This is a genomic window from Microbispora sp. NPDC046973, assembly GCF_040644495.1.
Classification (GTDB): Bacteria; Actinomycetota; Actinomycetes; order Streptosporangiales; family Streptosporangiaceae; genus Microbispora.
This window is the reverse complement of the sequence record NZ_JBEYWQ010000008.1, coordinates 242,769-264,183: the sequence shown is the minus strand read 5'-3', so window position 1 is coordinate 264,183 and position 21,415 is coordinate 242,769. Positions and strand designations below refer to the sequence as shown.

General features: G+C 69.6%; 15 protein-coding genes. 12 read left to right on the top strand and 3 right to left on the bottom strand.

What is annotated here, in order from left to right; genetic code table 11:
* The first annotated feature begins 111 nt into the window (after positions 1–111).
* Positions 112–1,146, top strand: a complete 1,035-nt coding sequence (locus ABZ860_RS18295) for a LacI family DNA-binding transcriptional regulator (RefSeq protein ID WP_357221475.1) — start codon at positions 112–114, stop codon at positions 1,144–1,146.
* Between the two features lie 120 nt (positions 1,147–1,266).
* On the opposite strand, the gene ABZ860_RS18290 is transcribed toward ABZ860_RS18295, so the two are convergent.
* Positions 1,267–5,034, bottom strand: coding sequence for an alpha-L-arabinofuranosidase C-terminal domain-containing protein (locus ABZ860_RS18290; protein ID WP_357221350.1), 3,768 nt, complete (start codon positions 5,032–5,034; stop codon positions 1,267–1,269).
* 254 nt (positions 5,035–5,288) lie between these two features.
* Here ABZ860_RS18290 and ABZ860_RS18285 point away from each other — a divergent pair, with 254 nt between their 5' ends.
* The 11 genes from ABZ860_RS18285 to araA all read left to right on the top strand — a co-directional run bounded on the left by ABZ860_RS18285 (position 5,289) and on the right by araA (position 19,149).
* Positions 5,289–6,275, top strand: coding sequence for a LacI family DNA-binding transcriptional regulator (locus tag ABZ860_RS18285; RefSeq protein ID WP_357221472.1), 987 nt, complete (start codon positions 5,289–5,291; stop codon positions 6,273–6,275).
* Positions 6,276–6,350: 75 nt separating this feature from the next.
* The gene (locus ABZ860_RS18280) at positions 6,351–7,346 is read left to right on the top strand and encodes an ABC transporter substrate-binding protein (RefSeq protein WP_357221347.1); all 996 of its coding nucleotides are present in this window, start codon (positions 6,351–6,353) and stop codon (positions 7,344–7,346) included.
* A gap of 342 nt (positions 7,347–7,688) precedes the next feature.
* Positions 7,689–9,200: a sugar ABC transporter ATP-binding protein gene (locus tag ABZ860_RS18275; RefSeq protein ID WP_357221344.1), complete on the top strand. Its 1,512-nt coding sequence runs from the start codon at positions 7,689–7,691 to the stop codon at positions 9,198–9,200.
* Positions 9,197–10,243 (top strand): ABC transporter permease, encoded by a 1,047-nt coding sequence (locus ABZ860_RS18270; RefSeq protein ID WP_357221342.1) that lies wholly within the window; start codon positions 9,197–9,199, stop codon positions 10,241–10,243. Before ABZ860_RS18275 ends, ABZ860_RS18270 begins: the two co-directional genes overlap by 4 nt.
* On the top strand, positions 10,240–11,238 hold the full coding sequence (gene yjfF, locus ABZ860_RS18265; protein ID WP_357221340.1) for a galactofuranose ABC transporter, permease protein YjfF: 999 nt from the start codon (positions 10,240–10,242) through the stop codon (positions 11,236–11,238). The genes ABZ860_RS18270 and yjfF overlap by 4 nt, the downstream gene beginning before the upstream one ends.
* 63 nt (positions 11,239–11,301) lie before the next feature.
* The gene (gene chvE, locus ABZ860_RS18260) at positions 11,302–12,420 is read left to right on the top strand and encodes a multiple monosaccharide ABC transporter substrate-binding protein (RefSeq protein WP_357221337.1); all 1,119 of its coding nucleotides are present in this window, start codon (positions 11,302–11,304) and stop codon (positions 12,418–12,420) included.
* A 50-nt stretch (positions 12,421–12,470) separates the two neighbouring features.
* Positions 12,471–14,000 (top strand): multiple monosaccharide ABC transporter ATP-binding protein, encoded by a 1,530-nt coding sequence (mmsA, locus tag ABZ860_RS18255; protein ID WP_357221335.1) that lies wholly within the window; start codon positions 12,471–12,473, stop codon positions 13,998–14,000.
* A 5-nt stretch (positions 14,001–14,005) separates the two neighbouring features.
* On the top strand, positions 14,006–15,265 hold the full coding sequence (gene mmsB / locus ABZ860_RS18250) for a multiple monosaccharide ABC transporter permease (RefSeq protein ID WP_357221332.1): 1,260 nt from the start codon (positions 14,006–14,008) through the stop codon (positions 15,263–15,265).
* Positions 15,266–15,365: 100 nt separating this feature from the next.
* A complete protein-coding gene (gene araB / locus ABZ860_RS18245; protein ID WP_357221329.1) occupies positions 15,366–17,015 on the top strand; it encodes a ribulokinase in 1,650 nt (549 codons plus the stop codon).
* On the top strand, positions 17,012–17,671 hold the full coding sequence (locus tag ABZ860_RS18240; RefSeq protein WP_357221326.1) for an L-ribulose-5-phosphate 4-epimerase: 660 nt from the start codon (positions 17,012–17,014) through the stop codon (positions 17,669–17,671). Before araB ends, ABZ860_RS18240 begins: the two co-directional genes overlap by 4 nt.
* Entirely contained in the window at positions 17,668–19,149 is a 1,482-nt protein-coding gene (gene araA, locus ABZ860_RS18235) for an L-arabinose isomerase (protein WP_357221323.1), read from the top strand. The genes ABZ860_RS18240 and araA overlap by 4 nt, the downstream gene beginning before the upstream one ends.
* Positions 19,150–19,338: 189 nt before the next feature.
* Here araA and ABZ860_RS18230 read toward each other — a convergent pair whose 3' ends face one another.
* Positions 19,339–20,502 carry an FAD-dependent oxidoreductase gene (locus ABZ860_RS18230; protein WP_357221320.1) on the bottom strand — a complete coding sequence of 388 codons (1,164 nt, stop codon included), beginning with the start codon at positions 20,500–20,502 and terminating at the stop codon, positions 19,339–19,341.
* Complete coding sequence (locus ABZ860_RS18225) at positions 20,499–21,413, bottom strand: RNA polymerase sigma-70 factor (protein WP_357221318.1); 915 nt, start codon at positions 21,411–21,413, stop codon at positions 20,499–20,501. Before ABZ860_RS18225 ends, ABZ860_RS18230 begins: the two co-directional genes overlap by 4 nt.
* Positions 21,414–21,415: the final 2 nt, after the last annotated feature.

Below are 21,415 nucleotides of genomic sequence, written 5' to 3'. Positions count from 1 at the left end.
CGGAACGTTCCTCATCGGCGCGTGACGCAACAGTGATCATGACAATAGTGACACGGCTTGCTGTTATCGCAAACACTCGGGAACCTGATCAGAATGAGCGGGGCGCGGCGGATGACGAAGGTCCGGCCTGGTGAGAGCCCGACCGAACGCCCGAAGGCGGCGGTCATGGAGGACGTCGCGGAGCTGGCAGGAGTGTCGGCGATGACCGTGTCGAGAGTGCTGAACGCTCCGGAGAAGGTGCGCCCGGAGACCCGGGCGCGCGTTCTCGCGGCGGTCCGCGAACTCGACTACCGGCCCAATTCGGCCGCACGGGTCCTGGTGACCGGCCGCTCGGGAGTGCTCGGGGTCGTCAGTTTCGACACCACCCTGTACGGCCCGGCCTCCACGTTGTTCGGCATCGAGCAGGCGGCCAGGGACAGCGACTACCTGGTCAGCATCGCCAGCCTGCCCGCGCTCAACCGCAGCTGGATCACCAGGGGGATCGACCGCCTGCGGTCCCAGTCGGTGGACGGCGTCATCGTCGTCGCGCCGCACGAGTCGGCCGCCGAGGGGCTCCGGCACCTTCCCCCGGGGCTCCCGGTGGTCGACGTCGGCGGGGGAACGGACCTGCCGGTTCCGGTGGCGGCGGTGGACCAGTACGCCGGCGCCGCCCGCGCCACCCGCCACCTGCTCAGCCTCGGTCACCGCACCGTCTGGCACCTGTCGGGCCCGCCCAACTGGATCGACGCGAGCGGCCGGGTGGCCGGCTGGCGGTCGGCGCTGGAGGCGGAGGGCAGGGAGGTGCCCGAGCCGCTGGTCGGCGACTGGACCGCGTACTCCGGCTACGAGATCGGCAAGCGGCTCGCCCGCGAGCCCGACGTGACGGCGATCTTCGTGGCCAACGACCACATGGCGATGGGCGTGCTGCGGGCCCTGCGGGAGACGGGCCGGCGGGTCCCCGAGGACGTGAGCGTCGTCGGGTTCGACGACGTCCCCGAGTCGGCCTACTTCTGGCCGCCCCTGACCACCGTACGGCAGAACTTCGGCGAGGTCGGCCGGCAGGCGTTCCAGCTCCTGCTGGACCGCATCGCCGGGGTGGAAGGCAAGGCCAGGCGCATGGTGGAGCCCGAGCTCGTGGTCAGGGAGAGCACGGGCGTGCGCCCCTGAAAGGCTTCCGCCCGGCTCGCGAGCGCGCCGGGCGGAAAACCGCGTCCCGCCGGTCTAGGCCCCCGGCGGGGCGCGCGGAGGAGCCGTCCGGGGCGATGGCGCACCCCGGACGGCCGCTTGTTACGGCTTCACCTCCAGCGTCACCGTGGTGACGGACGGCCGGAAGCGGGCGTCGCCGGAGTAGGAGACGGTGAGTTCGTGCGTGCCGGCCGGCAGGTCGAGACCGAGCTCGGTCTTGCCCTGGCCGCCGGGGTTGAGCGTGCCCTCGCCGAGGATCGTCGCGCCCTCGGACACGGTCACCTCACCGGTCGCGCCCTCCGGGTCCACGCTGTAGTGGACCTGGACCTTCTTGCCCTGCTTCACCTGCGTGGGCGACGCGTGGGCGGTGACGGCGGTGTCGGTCCGGGTGTCCTTGCCGAGGCGGATGAACGTCACCGAGCGGGCCGGGAAGTCATAGGTGAAGGCGGAGGAGAATCCGCTCACCTCCCGCTCGACCGGGGAGACCTTCGTGGGCTCGGCGAGCGAGTTCACGGCGGCGGGGTCGCCGGTCAGCGAGGTGACGACGGCCTTCGGCGCGATCTTGGCGGCGCCGAGGTCGACGGTGCTGCGCACGGCGGTGTCCTGGACGTTCACGGCCTTGATCACCACGTCGCCGGTGTCGCTGTCCTTCGAGACCACCTGGTAGAGCGGCTCGACGGAGGCGTTGTCGGTGAAATCGTTGATCTTCTGGCCGTCCAGCCACGTGGTGATGCGGCGACCGGAGACCTGGATCTTGATCTTGTAGTCGCGGCCGGTCTGGACCGTGGTGCCCGACGTGGCGATCGACGACTTGGAGCCGTTCGTCGCCTTCTCGACGGCCGACTGGGTGTTGTTCCAGCCACCGATGTTCCACCAGTAGAAGTTGCCGGTGTCCTTCGCGCCGAACATCACCAGGAAGCCCTCGGCGCCGCCGGTCTTGCGGGCGGTGACCTCCAGTGTGTAGTCGGACCAGTCCGTCGAGCCGGCCGTGGACCGGGCGTCGGTCACGTTGGCCGTCTGGACGTACGCGCCGTCCTGCACCGCCCACGTGCCCTGGCCGGGGGTCCACTTGCCCGTGCCGTTCGAGAAGTCGTCGCTGAACAGGACCGTGCCGTCGGCGCCGGTCACCTTGACGTCGTCGTAGCGGACCTGGGTGCTCCAGGAACCGAGGCCGATGGCGCCCCTGATGGCGTCGACCGGCAGCGGGCTCGCCTTGTAGGTGCTCGGCAGCACGGTGTCGCCCACGTTGCGGGAGAACAGGCGCTGCACGTAGTAGCTGGGCGAGCCGTAGACCTGGTCGTTGTCGAACCAGATGAGGTCCGGCGTCCAGTTGACGTAGTCGACGTTGGACAGCAGCGGCGCGTACGACGCCAGCTCGACGACGTCGGAGTTGCGCTCGATGCCGGTCAGGTACGACGCCTCGGTCAGCGCGTTCCAGTACGTGTTGCCCTTCGAGGCGTACTCGCCGACGAACACGTGCGGGCCGCTGCGGTCGTAGGTGTCGTAACGGTGGTTGTTGGCCAGGAACCAGCTCGGGTCGTTGTAGTAGTGCTCGTCGACCAGGTCGGCCTTCTGGTCACGGGCGAACTGCCACATCCGGTCGAACCAGCTGCCCTGGGACGTCTGGCCGGCGTTCGAGAGGATCTTGATGTTCGGGTACTTCGCCCGGATCGCGCTCGCGAACTTGGGGAAGTTCGTGAAGAACTCGGTGTAGATCTCCTCGTTGCCGAGGCCGATGTACTTCAGGTCGAACGGCTTGGGGTGGCCCATGGCGGCCCGCTTGGCACCCCAGGTGGAGTCGGCGGGACCGTTGGCGAACTCGATCAGATCGAGCGTGTCCTGGACCCACCGCTGGAGCTTGGCCTCGTCGGTCAGCGGCCGGTTCTCGTTGCAGCCGTTGACGCCCACCGACAGCACCGGCAGCGGCTCGGCGCCGAGGTCCTCGGCGAACTGGAAGTACTCGTAGTAGCCGATGCCGTACGTCTGGTTGTAGCCCCAGAAGTTGAAGTTGGTCGGCCGCTCCTCGACCGGGCCGAGCGTCTCCTTCCACTGGTAGATGCGGCGCCGGTCCTGGTTGAGCGAGTACGGGTCGTAGGTGCCGACGTTGGTCACGCAGCCGCCGGGGAAGCGCAGGAACCGCGGCTTGAGCGCGGCGATCGTCTCGGCGATGTCCTTGCGCATGCCGTTCTGGCGGCCCTTGAAGGTGTCCTCGGGGAACAGCGAGATCATGTCGAGGTCGACCCGGCCGGTGCCGCCGGCCAGCACGACCAGGCGCGCGGCGTCGGTGGTCCCACTCGCGGTGATCGTCGCGGTGTACTTCTTCCAGTCGGCCGACTGGGCGTCGATCGTGGCGGTGCCGTACACCGTGGAGCCGTCCGCGCTCTCGATGGACGCGGTGATCGGGCCGCCGGCGGTGCGCCGGGCGAACAGCGACAGGTCGTAGGCCTTGCCGGCCTGGACCGCGATGCCCTTGTTGAAGCCGGCGTTGCTCACGCCGTAGCCGGCGCCCGGGTTCGTGAGGTCCAGCCGCAGGAAGTTGCGGTTGTCGCCGTTCAGCGGCTGGTCGCCGGACACCGCGGCCGTGCCGGTCGCGCCGCCGCGTCCGACCTTGGTCCACGCGGTCAGGCCGTTGTAGTTGCGGTTGTCCACCGAGTTGAACTCGAAGGAGCGGTTCTGCACGAGCTCGGCGTACAGGCCGCCGTCGGCCGCGTGGTTGATGTCCTCGTAGAAGATGCCGTACAGGTTGGGGCTGACCTTGGTGCCGTCGGCGGCGGTGTCCACCGTGAGCTCGCCGACGTCCTTGGCATACCCTTCGACCCGGAACTTCGTTCCCTGTGTCGTGTTCTGGCCGCCGGCGACGAGCCTGCCGTCGCTGACCACGACCTGCCTGTCCCCGGCCGACAGGTACACCTTGCCTCCGCCGGCGTCACGGAGCTGGAACGATCCAGCCGTCGAGCCGATGCGCAGCGTGGAGTCGTCGGCGACCCGCAGGTAGCCCTTGCCGTTCAGGTCCTTGAGCGCGACCGTGCCGTCGCCCTTGTCCTCGGCGGTGACCGCGAGGCTCGTCATCGCCTGCGCGTCGGAGACGAGCACCCGCCCGTCCTCGGCGGCCGACAGGTACGGCGCGGAGCCGGCCGCGCGCAGCGTGAACGGGCCGGACGGGACGATCGTCTTGCCCGCGGCGGCCTTGACGGCGAAGTAGTCGAAGTCGGCCGCGATCGGTGTGCCGTTCTGCGCGGACAGCGCGAACAGGCCGACCTGCCTGACGTCCAGCGCGGCGGTGACCTTGGACGCCTGCACCCAGGCGGAGCCGTCCCAGTAGGACGAGGTGAACTCGTTGCCCGACCTCGCCAGCTTGAGGATCTCGCCGGTGGATCCGGGGCGGCTCGCGAAGGCCGCGGTGAAGGCCGCCTTCACTTCGGTGTCGGTCTCGATGACGTTGCCCCCGGACGAGCCGACGTGCGCGAGACCGGCCCGCACGTAGTTGTCCCAGTCCTGCCAGGCGAAGATGCCGGCGCTCTGGTAGTCGAGCGCGACCGGGGCGCTGATCTTCGTGACGACCTCGAAGTCCCCGGCGGGGACGTCCATGAGGAAGATGTTCTTGGCCGAGTTGTCGCTCTGGTAGGTGTCGCCCTTGAGGGAGTGGATCCGCAGGCTGCCGGGCTGTTCGCCCAGGGACCACTGGGTGTCGTCGGGGTTGAGGACCTGCCAGTCGGGACCGAGCGCGGCGGTGTCGAACTGGTCGACGACCGCGCCGGCGGGAATCGGGTCGGCGGCTTCGGCCTGAACCGGCGTGGTGGAGAGCACGCCGCTCACCACACCGCTCATCATGGCCGCCGATAAGGCCAGTGACCAGGCCTTTCTGCTCATTTGGGGGGCTCCTCCGGGTTCTGTTAGCGCAAACATCACGGGATGGTCGCAAAGTGAGCGCTAACAAGCTGGATTCGGCCACCAGTTAAGGGCGATGCGGCATGTCCGTCAATAGGAGGTTAACGCGATGTTTCGGTGTGACCGGACCGTAATCGGCCACCACCTTGACGGGGGGTCGTGTTAACGCTCACAGTCTTCCCAAGCAGTTGAGAGGAGTGCCGGTGAGACCCAACGTCGAGCGTCGCCCGCCCGTCATGGCCGACGTGGCCAGGCTGGCCGGAGTGTCGCACCAGACGGTCTCGCGGGTGCTCAACGACCATCCGAACGTCCGCGCCGAGACCCGCACCCGGGTCATGCGGGCCATCGACCAGCTCGGTTACCGTCGCAACCTCGTCGCCCGGGCCCTGGTCACCAAGCACTCGCGCACGCTGGGCGTGGTCAGCTTCGACACGACGCTGTACGGCCCGGCCAGCACGGTATACGGAATCGAGCAGGCGGCGCGGGACGCGGGCTATTTCGTGAGCATCGTGAGCCTGCGGACCATCGACAGGGCCGGCGTGAACGACGCGATCGGCTACCTCGCCGAGCAGGGCGTGGACGGCATCGTCGTCGTCGCCCCGCAGCGATCGGCGGCCCGGGCGCTCGACGACCTGCCGGCGGGCATGCCCGCCGTGGCCGTCGAGGGCTGGCATCAGGGCGAGGTCTCCGTGGTGAGCGTCGACCAGGTCGAGGGCGCCAGGCTGGCGACCTCGCACCTGCTCGACCTCGGGCACGAGACCGTCTGGCATGTCAGCGGCCCGGCGGACTGGCTGGAGGCCGAGGGCCGGATCGAGGGCTGGCGCGCGGTGCTGACCGCCGCGGGGCGGCCCGTCCCCGGCATGCTGACCGGCGACTGGAGCCCGCGTTCCGGTTACCGCGCCGGCAAGGAGCTCGCCGCGATGGCCGGCGACGTCACCGCGGTGTTCGTCGCCAACGACCAGATGGCGCTCGGCCTGCTGCGCGCGTTCACGGAGGAGGGGGTGAAGGTCCCCGAGCAGATCAGCATCGTGGGCTTCGACGACATCCCTGAGTCGGAGTTCTTCTCCCCGCCGCTCACCACCATCAGACAGGACTTCGGGGCCGTCGGCAGGCGCAGCATCGACGTGCTGCTCCGGCAGATCGAGTCGGGCGAGGCGCTGCCCCATGAGCGTCTCGTCGTGCCTCCCCAGTTCGTGCTCAGGGGAAGCACAGCGGCGCGCTAGCCGTACGGAAACACATTGGATAACGAGCGCTGTGCCCTAGGTGTTAGCGCTAACAGTTAGAAAGGATCCCCCCAAGTGTTGAAGAGGATCTCGGCACTGATCCTGGCCGGTGCCACCGCGCTGACGATGGCCGGTTGCGGGAGCAACAGCGGCGGCGGCGACAGCGCGTCGGGCGGCGGCTCCGCCGACGACGGAAAGATCGTGATGGGCTTCGCCCAGGTCGGCGCGGAAAGTGGCTGGCGTACCGCCAACACCAAGGACATCCAGGAGTCCGCCAAGGCCGCGGGCGTCGAGCTGAAGTTCTCCGACGCGCAGCAGAAGCAGGAGAACCAGATCAAGGCGATCCGGTCCTACATCCAGCAGAAGGTCGACGTGATCGCCTTCTCGCCGGTCGTGGAGTCGGGCTGGGACACCGTCCTCAAGGAGGCGCAGAACGCGAAGATCCCGGTCATCCTCACCGACCGGGCCGTCGACTCCAAGGACACCAGCCTGTACAAGACCTTCCTCGGCTCCGACTTCGTCGAGGAGGGCAAGAAGGCCGGTCAGTGGCTGGTCGACCAGTACAAGGACAGCAAGGACGAGGTGAACATCGTCCAGCTGGAGGGCACCACCGGCTCCGCGCCCGCCAACGACCGCAAGGCCGGCTTCCAGCAGGTCATCTCCGCCGACCCGAAGTTCAAGGTCATCGCTTCGCAGAGCGGCGACTTCACCCGCGCCAAGGGCAAGGAGGTCATGGAGGCCTTCCTGAAGTCCAACCCCAAGATCGACGTGCTGTACGCGCACAACGACGACATGGGCCTCGGCGCCATCGAGGCGATCGAGGGCGCGGGCAAGGTCCCGGGCAAGGACATCAAGATCATCACGGTCGACGCGGTGCACGACGGCATGCAGGCCCTCGCCGACGGCAAGATCAACTACATCGTCGAGTGCTCCCCGCTGCTCGGCACCCAGCTCATGGACCTCGCCAAGAAGGTCGTCAAGGGCGAGCAGGTGCCCCAGCGGGTGGTCACCGAGGAGACCACCTTCACCCAGGAGCAGGCCAAGGAGGCCCTGCCCAACCGCAAGTACTGATCGGATTCAGGGCCGCCCCCGCCACGGGGGCGGCCCTGCCCGCGACGACGAGACACGAGAACCGAGCGATCCGGAGGAGTGCGCCGCCGATCTGGACTGAGGAGCGCACGGGAGCCGCGAAGGGCGCGGCCGTGTTCTGGACTGAGGAGCGCGCGGGAGCGAAGCGACCAAGCGCGACGAGGGAAGACGCGGCCTGAAGGCGCCCCGAGCAGCCGAGCGAAGCGAGGCACGGCAGGCACGGCGACCAGAGCGCGACGAGGGAGGCGTTTCCCGCGCCTCCGGCACGACCAGGCGGAAGTGAGCGCTCCGACGGTGAGCGGGAGACACAGAGAGGGGCGCCGCATGGCCGCACCCGCGCCGATCCTGCGGATGAGCGGGATCGGCAAGCAGTTCCCCGGCGTGAAGGCACTGGACGGCGTCGACTTCCGGCTGCTGCCGGGCGAGGTCCACGCGCTGATGGGGGAGAACGGCGCCGGCAAGTCCACCTTGATCAAGGTGCTGACCGGCGTCTACGACATCGACGCCGGCGAGATCGAGCTGGAGGGCCGGCCGGTCGCCTTCTCCAGCCCCCTGGCCGCGCAGCAGGCGGGCATCAGCACCGTCTACCAGGAGGTCAACCTCTGCGCGAACCTGTCGGTGGCGGAGAACATCTTCATCGGCCGTGAGCCTCGCCGGCTCGGCCGCATCCAGTGGCAGGCGATGCGCCGCCGGGCCGAGGAGATCCTCGCCCGGCTCGACCTCGACATCGACGTGTCGGCGCCCCTGTCGTCGTACTCGCTGGCGATCCAGCAGATGGTGGCGATCGCTCGGGCGGTCGACATCGACGCGAAGGTGCTCATCCTCGACGAGCCCACCTCCAGCCTGGACGCCGGGGAGGTCGCCCAGCTCTTCACGGTGATGCGCAGGCTCAAGGAGCAGGGCATCGCGATCCTGTTCGTCTCGCACTTCCTCGACCAGATCTACGAGATCTCCGACCGGATGACGGTCCTGCGCAACGGCGCGCTCGTGGGGGAGTACCTCACCAGCGAGCTGAGCCAGGTCGAGCTGATCGGCAAGATGATCGGCCGGGAGCTGGCCGACCTGGAGAAGCTGGAGGAGCGCCCGCCGGCCCGCGAGGGCGCCCCGCTGGTGGAGGCCGAGCACCTGGGCCGCGCCGGCGCCATCCAGCCGTTCACGCTCACGATTCACGAGGGCGAGGTCGTCGGCCTGGCCGGGTTGCTCGGCTCGGGCCGTACGGAGATCGCCCGGCTGCTGTTCGGGGCCGACCACGCCGGCACCGGATCGCTGAAGATCGGCGGTGAGCAGGTCAACCTGCGCACGCCCCGATCCGCGGTCTCCCGGAAGCTGGCCTTCTGTTCGGAGAACCGGCGGGCGGAGGGACTGATCCCCGACCTGACGGTCCGGGAGAACCTCATTCTCGCCCTGCAGGCCGCCCGCGGCTGGACCCGGCCGATCCCGCGGCGCAAGCAGGACGAGCTGGTCGACAAGTACATCACCGCGCTGAACATCCGCCCGGCCAACCCCGACCAGCTCATCAAGAACCTCAGCGGCGGCAACCAGCAGAAGGTGCTGCTGGCCCGCTGGCTCATCCTGGAGCCCCGCCTGCTCATCCTCGACGAGCCCACCCGCGGCATCGACGTCGGCGCCAAGGCCGAGATCCAGCGCCTCGTCGCCGAGCTGTCGGACGGCGGGATGGCCGTGCTGTTCATCTCCGCCGAGCTGGAGGAGGTGCTGCGGCTCAGCCACAAGGTCGGCGTGCTGCGCGACCGGCGGCTCGTCGCCGAACTGGACAACGACGAGCGCCTGACCACAGACACACTGACGGAGACGATCGCGAGCGGAGCCCGATCATGAGCCGGATCCTCAAGCACCGCCTGTTCTGGCCCCTGGTCATCCTGGTCGCGCTGCTGGCCCTGAACCTCTTCTTCACGGACAACTTCTTCAAGATCCAGATGAAGGAGGGGCACCTCTACGGCAGCCTCATCGACATCGTCCGGTTCGGCGCGCCGCTGATCCTGGTGTCGCTCGGCATGACGCTGGTCATCGCCACCAGCGGCATCGACCTGTCGGTCGGCTCGGTCGTGGCGATCGCCGGCGCGCTGGCCTGCCTGCGCATCAGCGGCCTGTCCGACCAGAACTCCGTGGGCGGCGTCCTCGGGGCCGTGGGCCTCGCGCTGGTGCTGTCGGTGGTCCTCGGCGCGTGGAACGGCTTCCTGGTCGCCGGCATCGGCATCCAGCCGATCATCGCGACGCTGATCCTGATGGTCGCCGGGCGCGGCCTGGCCCAGCTCATCACCGACGGGCAGATCACCACCGTCAACAGCTCGCCGTACAAGCTGATCGGCGGCGGCTACTGGTTGACGCTGCCGTTCGGGATCATCATCGTGGCGGTCGTGCTCGCGCTCACCGCGTTCCTCACCCGGCGCCTGGCGCTCGGCCTGCTCATCGAGTCGGTCGGCGGCAACGCCGAGGCGAGCCGCCTGGCCGGCATCAGCGCCCGCGGCGTGCTCATGACGGTGTACGCGTTCTGCGGGCTGTGCGCCGGCATCGCCGGCCTCATGATCAGCTCGAACGTCTCCAGCGCCGACGGCAACAACGCCGGCCTGTGGATCGAGCTGGACGCGATCCTCGCCGTCGTCATCGGCGGCACCCCGCTGTCCGGCGGCCGGTTCTCGCTGAGCGGCACGGTGCTGGGCGCCCTCATCATCCAGACGCTGACCACCACGATCTACTCGATCGGCGTTCCGCCGGAGACGACGCTGCTGTTCAAGGCGCTCGTGGTGACGATCGTCTGCCTGATCCAGTCCCCGGCCTTCCGCGCGAAGGTGTTCCACCGCCGCAGGCGCCCGATGACGGCGCGCCCGGCGGCCGAAGAGAAGGTGAGGGTCTCGGCATGACGAGCATCACCGGCCTGCGGGACCTCCGCCGTACGGTCCCGCCGAAGTACATCCCGGTCCTGGTGACCGCGGGCCTGTTCGTGGCGATGTTCGTGGCGGGCGGCATCCGCTACGAGAACTTCGCCACCGGGCAGATCATCCTCAACGTCTTCATCGACAACGCGTTCCTGCTGGTCGTCGCGGTCGGCATGACGTTCGTGATCCTCACCGGCGGCATCGACCTGTCGGTCGGTTCCGTGGTGGCGCTCGCCACGATGCTGAGCGCCAGCCTGCTGAAGGACGGCTGGCCGGCGTACGCGGTCATGGCCCTGGTGCTGGTGATCGGCGCGGTGCTGGGCCTGGCCATGGGCGCCATCATCCACTACTTCGAGATCCAGCCGTTCATCGTCACGCTGGCCGGGATGTTCCTCGCCCGCGGCCTGTGCTACACCATCAGCACGGAGTCGATCCCGATCGAGAACCCGACGTTCACCGACATCGCCCAGTCGCGGATCAACCTCGGCGGCGACCTGTCGGTCTCCCCGAGCGCGGTGATCGCGGTGGTGGTCGTGCTGATCGCGGCGTACGTGCTGCACTACACCCGGCTCGGCCGCAACGTCTACGCGACCGGCGGCAGCGAGCAGTCGGCCCTTCTCATGGGTCTCCCGGTGGCCCGTACGAAGATCGCTGTTTACACGATCAGCGGGTTCTGCTCGGCCCTCGGCGGACTGCTGTTCGCCTTCTACTCGCTGTCGGGCTACGGGCTGAGCGCCGTGGGCATGGAGCTGGACGCGATTGCCGCGGTCGTCATCGGCGGTACGCTGCTGACCGGCGGAAGCGGCTTCCTGCTCGGCACCGTGCTCGGCGTGCTCGTGCTGGGGCTGATCCAGACGATCATCAGCTTCGAGGGCACGCTCAGCTCCTGGTGGACCAAGATCTTCATTGGTCTGCTGCTGTTCGTCTTCATCCTCCTGCAGCGCGTGTTCTCGGGTGGATCGCGCCGCCGAACTCCTTGATACGTCCTATACCTTCTATCGGCCGCATCCAGATGTGCGGCGACCCCCAACAAGGAGATGCATATGAGGTTGCTACGAATCGGGGGCGTGGTGTCCGCCATCGCGCTCGCCGCGACCATGACGGCCTGCGGCTCCAGCCAGAAGACGGTGGACACCCAGGCGTCCGCGTCCTCCGCGGCGGGCAACGCCGGTGCCCTGATCGGCGTCACCATGCCGACCAAGTCGTCGGAGCGCTGGATCCACGACGGCGACAACGTCAAGCAGCAGCTCGAGGCCCTCGGCTACAAGGTGGACCTCCAGTACGCCGAGAACGACATCCCCACCCAGGTCAACCAGATCGAGAACCAGATCACCAAGGGCGCCAAGCTCCTGATCATCGCCTCGATCGACGGCACCGCGATCACCTCGCAGCTGCAGGAGGCCGCGGACAACAAGATCCCGGTCATCGCCTACGACCGGCTCATCCGCAACAGCCCGAACGTCGACTACTACGCCACCTTCGACAACTTCAAGGTCGGCGTGCAGCAGGCCACCTCGCTGCTGAAGGGCCTCGGCGTCGACAGCGGCAAGAAGGGCCCGTTCAACGTCGAGCTGTTCGGCGGCTCGCCCGACGACAACAACGCCACCTTCTTCTGGAACGGCGCGATGTCGGTGCTCAAGCCGAAGATCGACGACGGCACGCTGAAGGTCAAGAGCGGCCAGACCGACTTCAAGCAGGCCGCCATCCTGCGGTGGGACCCCGCCACGGCGCAAAAGCGCATGGAGGACATCCTCACCAAGACCTACACCGGCGACGCCAAGGTCGACGGTGTGCTCTCGCCGTACGACGGGCTGTCCATCGGCATCCTGTCGGCGCTCAAGAGCTCCGGCTATGGCACCAGCGGCCAGCCGTACCCGGTCGTGACCGGCCAGGACGCCGAGCTGGCGTCGGTGAAGTCGATCATCGCCGGTGAGCAGTACTCGACGATCTTCAAGGACACCCGCAAGCTCGCGGAGCAGACCGTGAAGATGGCCGACGCGGTGCTGAAGGGCCAGAAGCCCGAGGTGAACAACACCACGGACTACAACAACGGCAACAAGGTCGTCCCGTCGTACCTGCTCGACCCGGTGGTCGTCGACAAGGACAACTACAAGGACGTCATCGTCGGCAGCGGCTACTACACCGAGGACCAGCTCAAGTAGGGATCCGGGCCCGGGGAGGATTCCCCGGGCCCTCCCTGAGCGGGGGGCACATGACCGAGCACATCTTGCGGATGAGCGGGATCACCAAGACATTCCCCGGGGTGACGGCCCTGCAGGACGTCAACCTGGCGGTACGGCGGGGTGAGATCCACGCCATCTGCGGCGAGAACGGCGCCGGCAAGTCGACGCTGATGAAGGTGCTGTCCGGGGTCTATCCCCACGGCCAGTACGAAGGCGAGATCACCTTCGAGGGCAGACACTGCGAGTTCGGCGGCATCCGCGACAGCGAGCGCGCCGGCATCGTCATCATCCACCAGGAGCTGGCGCTGTGCCCGCAGCTGTCGATCGCGGAGAACATCTACCTCGGCAACGAGCGGGCGACGCGTGGCGTCATCGACTGGAACCGCACCAACTACGAGGCCGGCGAGCTGCTGAAGCGGGTCGGCCTGAGAGAGAACCCCACGACGACGGTCTCCGACATCGGCGTGGGCAAGCAGCAGCTCGTGGAGATCGCCAAGGCGCTGTCGAAGGAGGTCAAGCTCCTCATCCTCGACGAGCCGACCGCGGCGCTCAACGACGAGGACTCGGCCCACCTGCTCGACCTGCTGCGCGGGCTCAGGGACGAGGGCATCACGTGCGTGATCATCTCGCACAAGCTCAACGAGGTGACCGCGATCGCCGACTCCGTCACGATCCTCCGTGACGGGCGCACGATCGAGACCCTGGACATGGCCGCCGACCGCGTGACGGAGGACCGCATCATCTCCGGCATGGTCGGCCGGGCCCTCGACAATCGCTTCCCGCCGCGCACGCCGGCGATCGGCGAGGAGGCGTTCCGCATCGAGGACTGGACGGTCTACAGCCCCAGCCAGCCCGGGCGCAAGGTGGTCGACGGGGCCTCGCTCATGCTGCGGCGCGGTGAGATCGTGGGCCTGGCCGGGCTGATGGGCGCCGGCCGCACCGAGCTGGCGATGAGCGTGTTCGGGCGGACGTACGGGGTGCACATCTCCGGCAGGATCTTCAAGAACGGCGAGCCGATCGAGATCCGCACCGTGCAGGACGCGATCAAACACGGCGTGGCCTACGCCACCGAGGACCGCAAGAGGTACGGCCTCAACCTCATCGAGGACATCAAGCGCAACATCAGCGCCGCCTGGCTCAAGGGCCTGTCGCGGCGTGGCTGGGTCAACGAGTACGAGGAATACCGCGTCGCCCAGCAGTTCCGCACGAGCATGAACATCAAGGCGCCCGGCGTCGACAGCGTCGTCGGCAAGCTGAGCGGCGGCAACCAGCAGAAGGTCGTGCTCTCCAAGTGGATCCTGACCGAGCCGGACGTGCTGATTCTCGACGAGCCGACCCGGGGCATCGACGTCGGCGCCAAGTACGAGATATACATGATCATCAACCGTCTGGCGGAGCAGGGCAAGGCCGTGCTGGTGATCTCGTCTGAGCTGCCCGAGCTGCTGGGTCTCTGCGACCGCATCTACACGCTCTCGGAGGGGCGCGTCACCGGCGAGGTGCCGCGCGAGGAGGCCACGCAGGAACGCCTCATGTATCTCATGACCAAAGGACAGGAGTAGCTCGCATGAGCAGCATCACGCCCGCCGACGTGGAGGTCGGCGCCAAGGGCGGCGGGGGAGCGCCGGGGCGGCCGGGTCGGGTGTCGCTCGGCGGGCTGTCGCTCAACCTGCGCTCCAGCGGCATCTACATCGCGTTCGCGCTGATCATCGTGTTGTTCTCGGTGCTGACCGACGGCGCACTGCTGCAGCCGCAGAACATCTCCAACATCATCGTCCAGAACTCCTACATCCTGATCCTCGCGATCGGGATGATCCTGATCATCATCGCGGGGCACATCGACCTGTCGGTCGGCTCGGTGGTCGCGGTCACCGGCGCGCTGGCCGCGGTGCTCATGGTGAACATGGGCGTGCCCTGGCCGGCGGCCCTGCTGATCACGATCGTGGCGGGCGCGCTGATCGGAGCCTGGCAGGGGTACTGGATCGCGTACTTCGGCATCCCCGCGTTCATCGTCACGCTGGCCGGCATGCTGCTGTTCCGGGCGCTGACCCTCACCGTCCTGGGCAACCAGGGCATCGGCCCGTTCCCCGACCAGGTCCGCACGCTGGCCAACGGCTTCACCGACGGCTGGCTGGGCAACATCGGTCTCGGCCCTCTAGGGGGCGCCGACCTGTTCAGCCTGCTGGTCGGCATCGTCGCGATCGCCGGCATGGTCTTCGCGCAGTGGCGCACCCGCAGCGCCCGCAAGGGTTACGGCCAGGCGGTCGACTCCCTGGCGCTGTTCGCGCTGAAGATGGCGGCCGGAGCCGCGCTGATCCTCTTCCTCGTCGTGCAGCTCGCCCGCTTCAAGAACCTGCCGTGGGTGCTCGTGCTGCTGGCGGTGCTCGTGCTGGCGTACTCGCTGATGGCCAACCGCACCGTGTTCGGGCGGCAGGTCTACGCGATCGGCGGAAACCTCCAGGCGGCCGTGATGTCCGGCGTGAAGGTCAAGTCGGTGGTCTTCTGGATCTTCGTCAACATGGGGGTGCTGTCGGCGATCGCCGGCGTCATCTTCGCCGGCCGGCTCAACCAGGCGGGTCCCACCGCGGGCAACAGCTTCGAGCTTGACGCGATCGCCGCGGCCTTCATCGGCGGCGCCGCCGTGCAGGGCGGCGTCGGCAAGGTGGTCGGCGCGATCACCGGTGGTCTGATCATGGCGGTGATCAACAACGGCATGTCGCTGATCGGCTCACCCAGCGAGCGGGTCATGCTCGTCAAGGGCGCCGTGCTGCTCGCCGCGGTGGCGTTCGACGTGTGGACCAAGCGCAGGGCCGGCACCGCACGCTGATGTATATCGATGGAAACCGGTTTCCGGGCCGCCGGCCGCATTGCCGGCCGGCGGCCCCCGCTCCGGGCGTGGTCGGCGCAAGAGCCTCTGGAGGTTGAGTGTGAGCGTTAACAGTGACCGTTATGTGGTCGGTGTGGATTACGGCACGTTGTCCGGCCGTGCCGTCGTGGTGCGGGTGAGCGACGGTGCGGAGCTGGGCAGCGCCGTGCACGAGTACGCCCACCGGGTGATCGAGGACGCGTTACCGGGCTCCGGCGTCCGCCTCGGACCGGACTGGGCGCTGCAGTCGCCGGCCGACTGGATCGACGTGCTGCGGAACGCCGTGCCGAAGGCCCTGGCCGACGCGCAGGTCCCCGCGGAGCAGGTGGTCGGCATCGGCACGGACTTCACGGCCTGCACCATCCTGCCCGCCACGGCCGACGGCCATCCGCTGTGCGAGGAGTTCCCCGAGCGGCCGCACGCCTGGCCGAAGCTCTGGAAGCACCACGCGGCGCAGCCGCACGCCGACCGGATCAACGCGCTGGCCGCCGAGCGCGGCGAGGCCTGGCTGCCGCGCTACGGCGGCAAGATCTCCTCCGAGTGGGCCTTCGCCAAGGGCCTGCAGCTGCTGGAGGAGGACCCGGAGATGTACGACCGGGCCGACCGCTGGATCGAGGCCGCCGACTGGATCATCTGGCAGCTCACCGGGGTGGAGACCCGCAACGTCTGCACCGCCGGGTACAAGGCCGTCTACCAGGACGGCGCCTATCCGTCCGAGGACTTCCTGGCCGCGCTCAATCCCGCCTTCTCCGGTTTCACCCGGAAGCTCGGCCAGGAGCTCGCTCCGCTCGGCGGCCTCGCCGGTCGCCTGACCGCGCGGGCCGCCGAGTGGACGGGACTGCCCGAGGGGATCGCGGTCGCGGTCGGCAACGTCGACGCCCACGTCACCGCGGCCGCGGCCGACGCCGTGCGGCCGGGCCAGATGGTCGCCATCATGGGCACCTCCACCTGCCACGTCATGTGCTCCGACCAGCTCGCCGAGGTCCCCGGCATGTGCGGGGTCGTGCGCGACGGCATCGTCCCGGGCCTGTGGGGCTACGAGGCCGGCCAGTCCGCCGTCGGCGACATCTTCGGCTGGTACGTCGACAACTGCGTGCCCGCGTCGTACGCCGAGCGGGCGGCGGAGGCGGGAACCGGCCTGCACGACTACCTGACCACGCTCGCGGCCGAGCAGAAGGTCGGGCAGCACGGGCTGGTCGCGCTCGACTGGCACGGCGGCAACCGCTCGGTCCTGGTCGACCACACCCTGTCCGGCGTCATCGTCGGGCAGACGCTCGCCACCCGCCCGGAGGACGTCTACCGCGCGCTCATCGAGGCCACCGCGTTCGGCGCCCGCACGATCGTGGAGACGTTCGAGGCGTCGGGGGTGCCGGTCGAGGAGTTCGTGGTCGCCGGCGGCCTGCTCAAGAACCGCTTCCTCATGCAGACGTACGCCGACGTGCTGCGCCGCCCGCTGTCGGTGATCGGCTCCGACCAGGGGCCGGCCCTCGGCTCGGCGATCCACGCGGCCGTCGCCGCGGGCGCCTACCCCGACATCACCGCCGCCGCGGCGGCCATGGGCAAGCGCGAGGCGGCGGCGTACGTGCCCGACGCCGAGCGGGCCGACGCCTACGACCGGCTGTACGCCGAATACCGCAGGTTGCACGACCACTTCGCGGACGGCGAGATGCTCCACCGGCTCCGCGCGATCAGGAACGAGGCCAGCGCATGATCGATGAACTTCGCAGGGAAGTCTGCCGGCTCCACGCCGAGCTGGTGCGATACAACCTCGTCGCATGGACGGCCGGCAACGTGTCGGGCCGGGTGCCGGGCGAGGACCTGTTCGTCATCAAGCCCAGCGGGGTGTCGTACGACGACCTGACCCCCGAGTCGATCGTGGTCTGCGACCTCGACGGCAATCTGGTCGAGGGCGACCTGGCCCCCTCCAGCGACACGGCCGCGCACGCCTACGTCTATCGGCACATGCCGGAGGTCAACGGGGTCGTGCACACCCACTCCACGTACGCCTCGGCGTGGGCGGCCCGCGGTGAGGCCATCCCGTGCGTGCTCACCGCGATGGCCGACGAGTTCGGCGGCGAGATCCCCCTCGGGCCGTTCGCACTCATCGGCAACGACGACATCGGCAAGGGGATCGTCGCGACCCTGACCGGTCACCGCTCCCGCGCCGTGCTGATGCAGAACCACGGCGTGTTCACCATCGGCGAGTCGCCGAAGGCGGCCGTCAAGGCCGCCGTGATGTGCGAGGACGTCGCCCGAACCGTGCATGTCTCCCGGCAGCTCGGTGAGCCTCTGCCGATCGCGCAGGGCGACATCGACCGCTTGTACGACCGGTATCAGAACGTCTATGGACAGAGGAGTCACCTGTGAAGCTATGGTTCCTGACCGGTAGCCAGGGCCTGTACGGCGAGGACACGCTGCGGCAGGTGGCCGAGCAGTCCCAGCGCATCGCCGAGCAGCTGGGCGATGCGCTGCCGTTCGAGCTCGAGTGGCGGCCCGTGCTCACCGACGCGGCGGCCATCCGCCGCGTGTGCCTTGAGGCCAACGGTGACGACGATTGCATCGGCCTGATCGCGTGGATGCACACGTTCTCCCCGGCCAAGATGTGGATCGCCGGCCTGGACGCGTTGCGCAAGCCGCTGCTGCACCTGCACACGCAGGCCAACGTGGAGCTGCCGTGGAGCTCCATCGACATGGACTTCATGAACCTCAACCAGGCCGCCCACGGCGACCGCGAGTTCGGCTACATCCAGACGCGCCTCGGCGTGCCGCGCAAGACCGTCGCGGGCCACGTGAGCGACCCGTCGGTGGCGGCGCGCATCGCCACCTGGGCCCGCGCCGCGGCCGGCCGGGCCGAGGTCGGCTCGCTGCGCCTGGCCCGCTTCGGCGACAACATGCGCGACGTCGCCGTGACCGAGGGCGACAAGGTCGAAGCGCAGCTGCGGTTCGGGGTGTCGGTGAACACCTACGGCGTCAACGAGCTGGTCGAGGCCGTGGACGCCGCCGCGGACGCCGACGTGTCCGCGCTCGTCAAGGAGTACGAGGACCTCTACCGGATGGCCCCCGAGCTGCGCGCGGGCGGGGAGCGGCACGAGTCGCTGCGTTACGCGGCCCGCGTCGAGCTGGGCCTGCGGCACTTCCTGGAGGGTGGCGGGTTCAAGGCGTTCACCACGAACTTCGAGGACCTGGGTGGGCTGCGCCAGCTTCCCGGCCTGGCCGTGCAGCGGCTCATGGCCGAGGGCTACGGCTTCGGCGGCGAGGGCGACTGGAAGACCTCGGTGCTGCTGCGCACGCTCAAGGTCATGTCGGCGGGCCTGCCCGGCGGCACCTCCTTCATGGAGGACTACACCTACCACCTCACCCCGGGCGAGGAGCTCATCCTCGGCGCGCACATGCTGGAGGTCTGCCCGACGATCGCGGCGGACACCCCCGCGTGCGAGATCCACCCGCTGAGCATCGGCGGCCGGGAGGACCCGGTGCGGCTGGTGTTCGACGCCGCCCCCGGCCCCGCCGTGGTGGTCGGCCTGTCCGACATGGGCGAGCGGTTCCGGCTGGTGGCCAACGAGATCGACGTGGTCGCGCCGCCCGAGCCGCTGCCCGCCCTGCCGGTCGCCCGCGCCGTGTGGCGGCCCCGGCCCGACATGCGCACCTCCGCCGAGTCGTGGATCACGGCGGGCGCCCCGCACCACACGGTGCTCTCCTCGGCCGTCGGGTCGGAGGAGCTGACCGACTTCGCCGACATGCTCGGCGTCGAGCTGCTCGTCATCGACGAGGCGACCACCTCCCGCCAGTTCACGAAGGAACTGCGGTGGAACCAGGCCTACTACCGGCTCGCGCAAGGATTTTGATGGGGCAGAGGTGGGTGGTGGGCGGCCTGGCCGCCCTCACACTCGGAGCCGGAGCCCTCGCTCCGTCCGCCGCCTCGGCGGCGGACGAGGGCCTCGCTCTCTGGTGATCGACGAGACCTCCGGCACCGTGGCCGCCGAAGACCGCTCGCGGGCCCTTCCTCTCCGGGGGAAGGGCCCGTTTGCCGTGCGTCAGGCCGCCCGCCGGGACAGCGGCCGGGCGGCGAGGGCGGCCCGGGCCGCCGCGAGCGCGCTGTTGACCGACACCTCGGCGAGCAGGCCGGGCGCCGCCACCTGGTCGCCGGTCAGCCAGACGCCGTCGCCGCGCTCGACCGCCGGACGGTCGCGCCACGACGTGCCGGGCAGGTCGAGCGCGCCGGTGCGCCCCGCGGCCACGGCGTCGCGGCGCCAGGTCGTCCGCTCGCGCCAGTCCGGCAGGGCCAGGTCGGCGATCCGCTCCAGCCGCGCGAGCGCCGCAGCCTTCGGCTCGCCGGGGCGCATCGGCATCTCCAACTGGACGAGACTCTCCCCGCGCGGGGCGAGGGACGGGTCGGGCAGCGAGTAACGCTCCAGGAAGCCGCCCTCGTCCAGGTCGCTGACGAGGAACAGGTCCCGCGGGTCGGCGCGCACCGCGAGGTCGAGCAGGACCGCCCGGCCGCTCTCCCAGCGCAGCGAGTCGTCGCCCAGCAGGCCGCGGGCGGCGTCGAGGGAGGTGGCGACGATCACCCGGCCCTCCGGCAGCCGGTCTGCCCTCGACCCGGTCTCGATGCGGACGCCGAGGTCGCGCGCCCGCGCGGCCATCCGGTCGATCACCCGTCCCCAGCCGCCGACCACATAGCGGACGGACGGGTACCGCGGGGCGAACGCCCGCCGGAGCCGCTCCCAGGCGAAGGCCGCCGACAGCCGGCCGGGGTCCGACTCGTAGGTGACGACTCCCAGCAGGCCCGCGGCGGCCCGCGCGGCGTCGGCGCCGAAGCGCCGGGTGGCCCAGGATCCGAAGTCCTCGTCCACCGGCGCCTCGAGACCGCGTCGGGCGAGCATCCGCAGCAGCCGTGCCGGGGGCCGCCCGGTCAGCCTCCCGTCCCGGCGCAACCGCGCCCGGACCAGGTGGCCCGGCCGTATCGGCACGTGCGGCCGGACCAGTCCCCGCTCGTCCAGCCACCGCCAGGGCAGGCCGTCGGAGTAGAAGACGTGGGTGCCGTCGTTGGCGACGTACGGCGTGGCGGTGGAGCGGGCGCGCCCGCCGAGGGTGTGGTGCGCCTCGTGCAGGACGACGGCCGCGCCGCCCTCGGCGCAGGCGATGGCGGCGGTCAGCCCGGCGAGCCCGCCGCCCACGATCGTGATGTTTTCTCTCATGCACTTCCGGACGCGTCCCGGGCCCCGATCCGTGACATCTTCTCCGGGTTGGCGATGAGATAGATCGTGTCCACCAGACCATCGGTGATCACCAGCGAGATGACCGTCACGGGACGGCCGTCCAGCCGGGCGACGATCGCGGGCCCGCCGTTGACCTCGGTGATCTCCAGGTCCATCTCCACGCCCAGGGGAGCGCCGATGGATGTCAGGAAGCGCCGGCGGCCCTCCGCGCTCGCGATCGCGACGAGGAAGCGGGCGACGGGAACGGCGCCGGCCAGCTCCCGCAGCGGCGCCCTGGCCTTGCCGCCGCCGTCGCCGACCATGCGGACGTCCGCGGCGAGCAGCGCCGTCAGGCCCTCGACGTCCCCTTCCGCACAGGCCGCGGTGAAGCGCTCGGTGATCCTGCGCCGCTCGCGCCGGTCCACCTCGAAGCGCGGCCTGCGCTCGCGCACGTGGTCGCGGGCGCGTCTGGCGAGCTGCCGTACGGCGGGCTCGCCCCGGCCGAGGATTTCGGCGATCTCGGCATGGGAGAAGCCGAACGCCTCCCTGAGGACGAACACCGCCCGTTCCAGAGGGGACAGCGTCTCCAGCACGACGAGGAGGGCCAGTTCGACGCTGTCGGCGCGTTCCGCGGCCTCCCCGGAGTCCGGCGCGGTGACGACCGGCTCGGGCAGCCAGGGCCCGACGTACGCCTCCCGCCTGGCCCGCACCCGGCGCAGCCGGTCGATGGCGAGGTTGGTGGTGACACGCACGAGGTAGGCCTTCGGGTCGGCCACCGACGTGGCGTCCACCTCCGCCCAGCGCAGCCACGCCTCCTGGACCACGTCCTCCGCGTCCGCGGCGCTGCCGAGGATGCGGTACGCCACACCGGCGAGCAGGCTCCGGTGCGCGGTGAAGACTTCGATGGTCATGT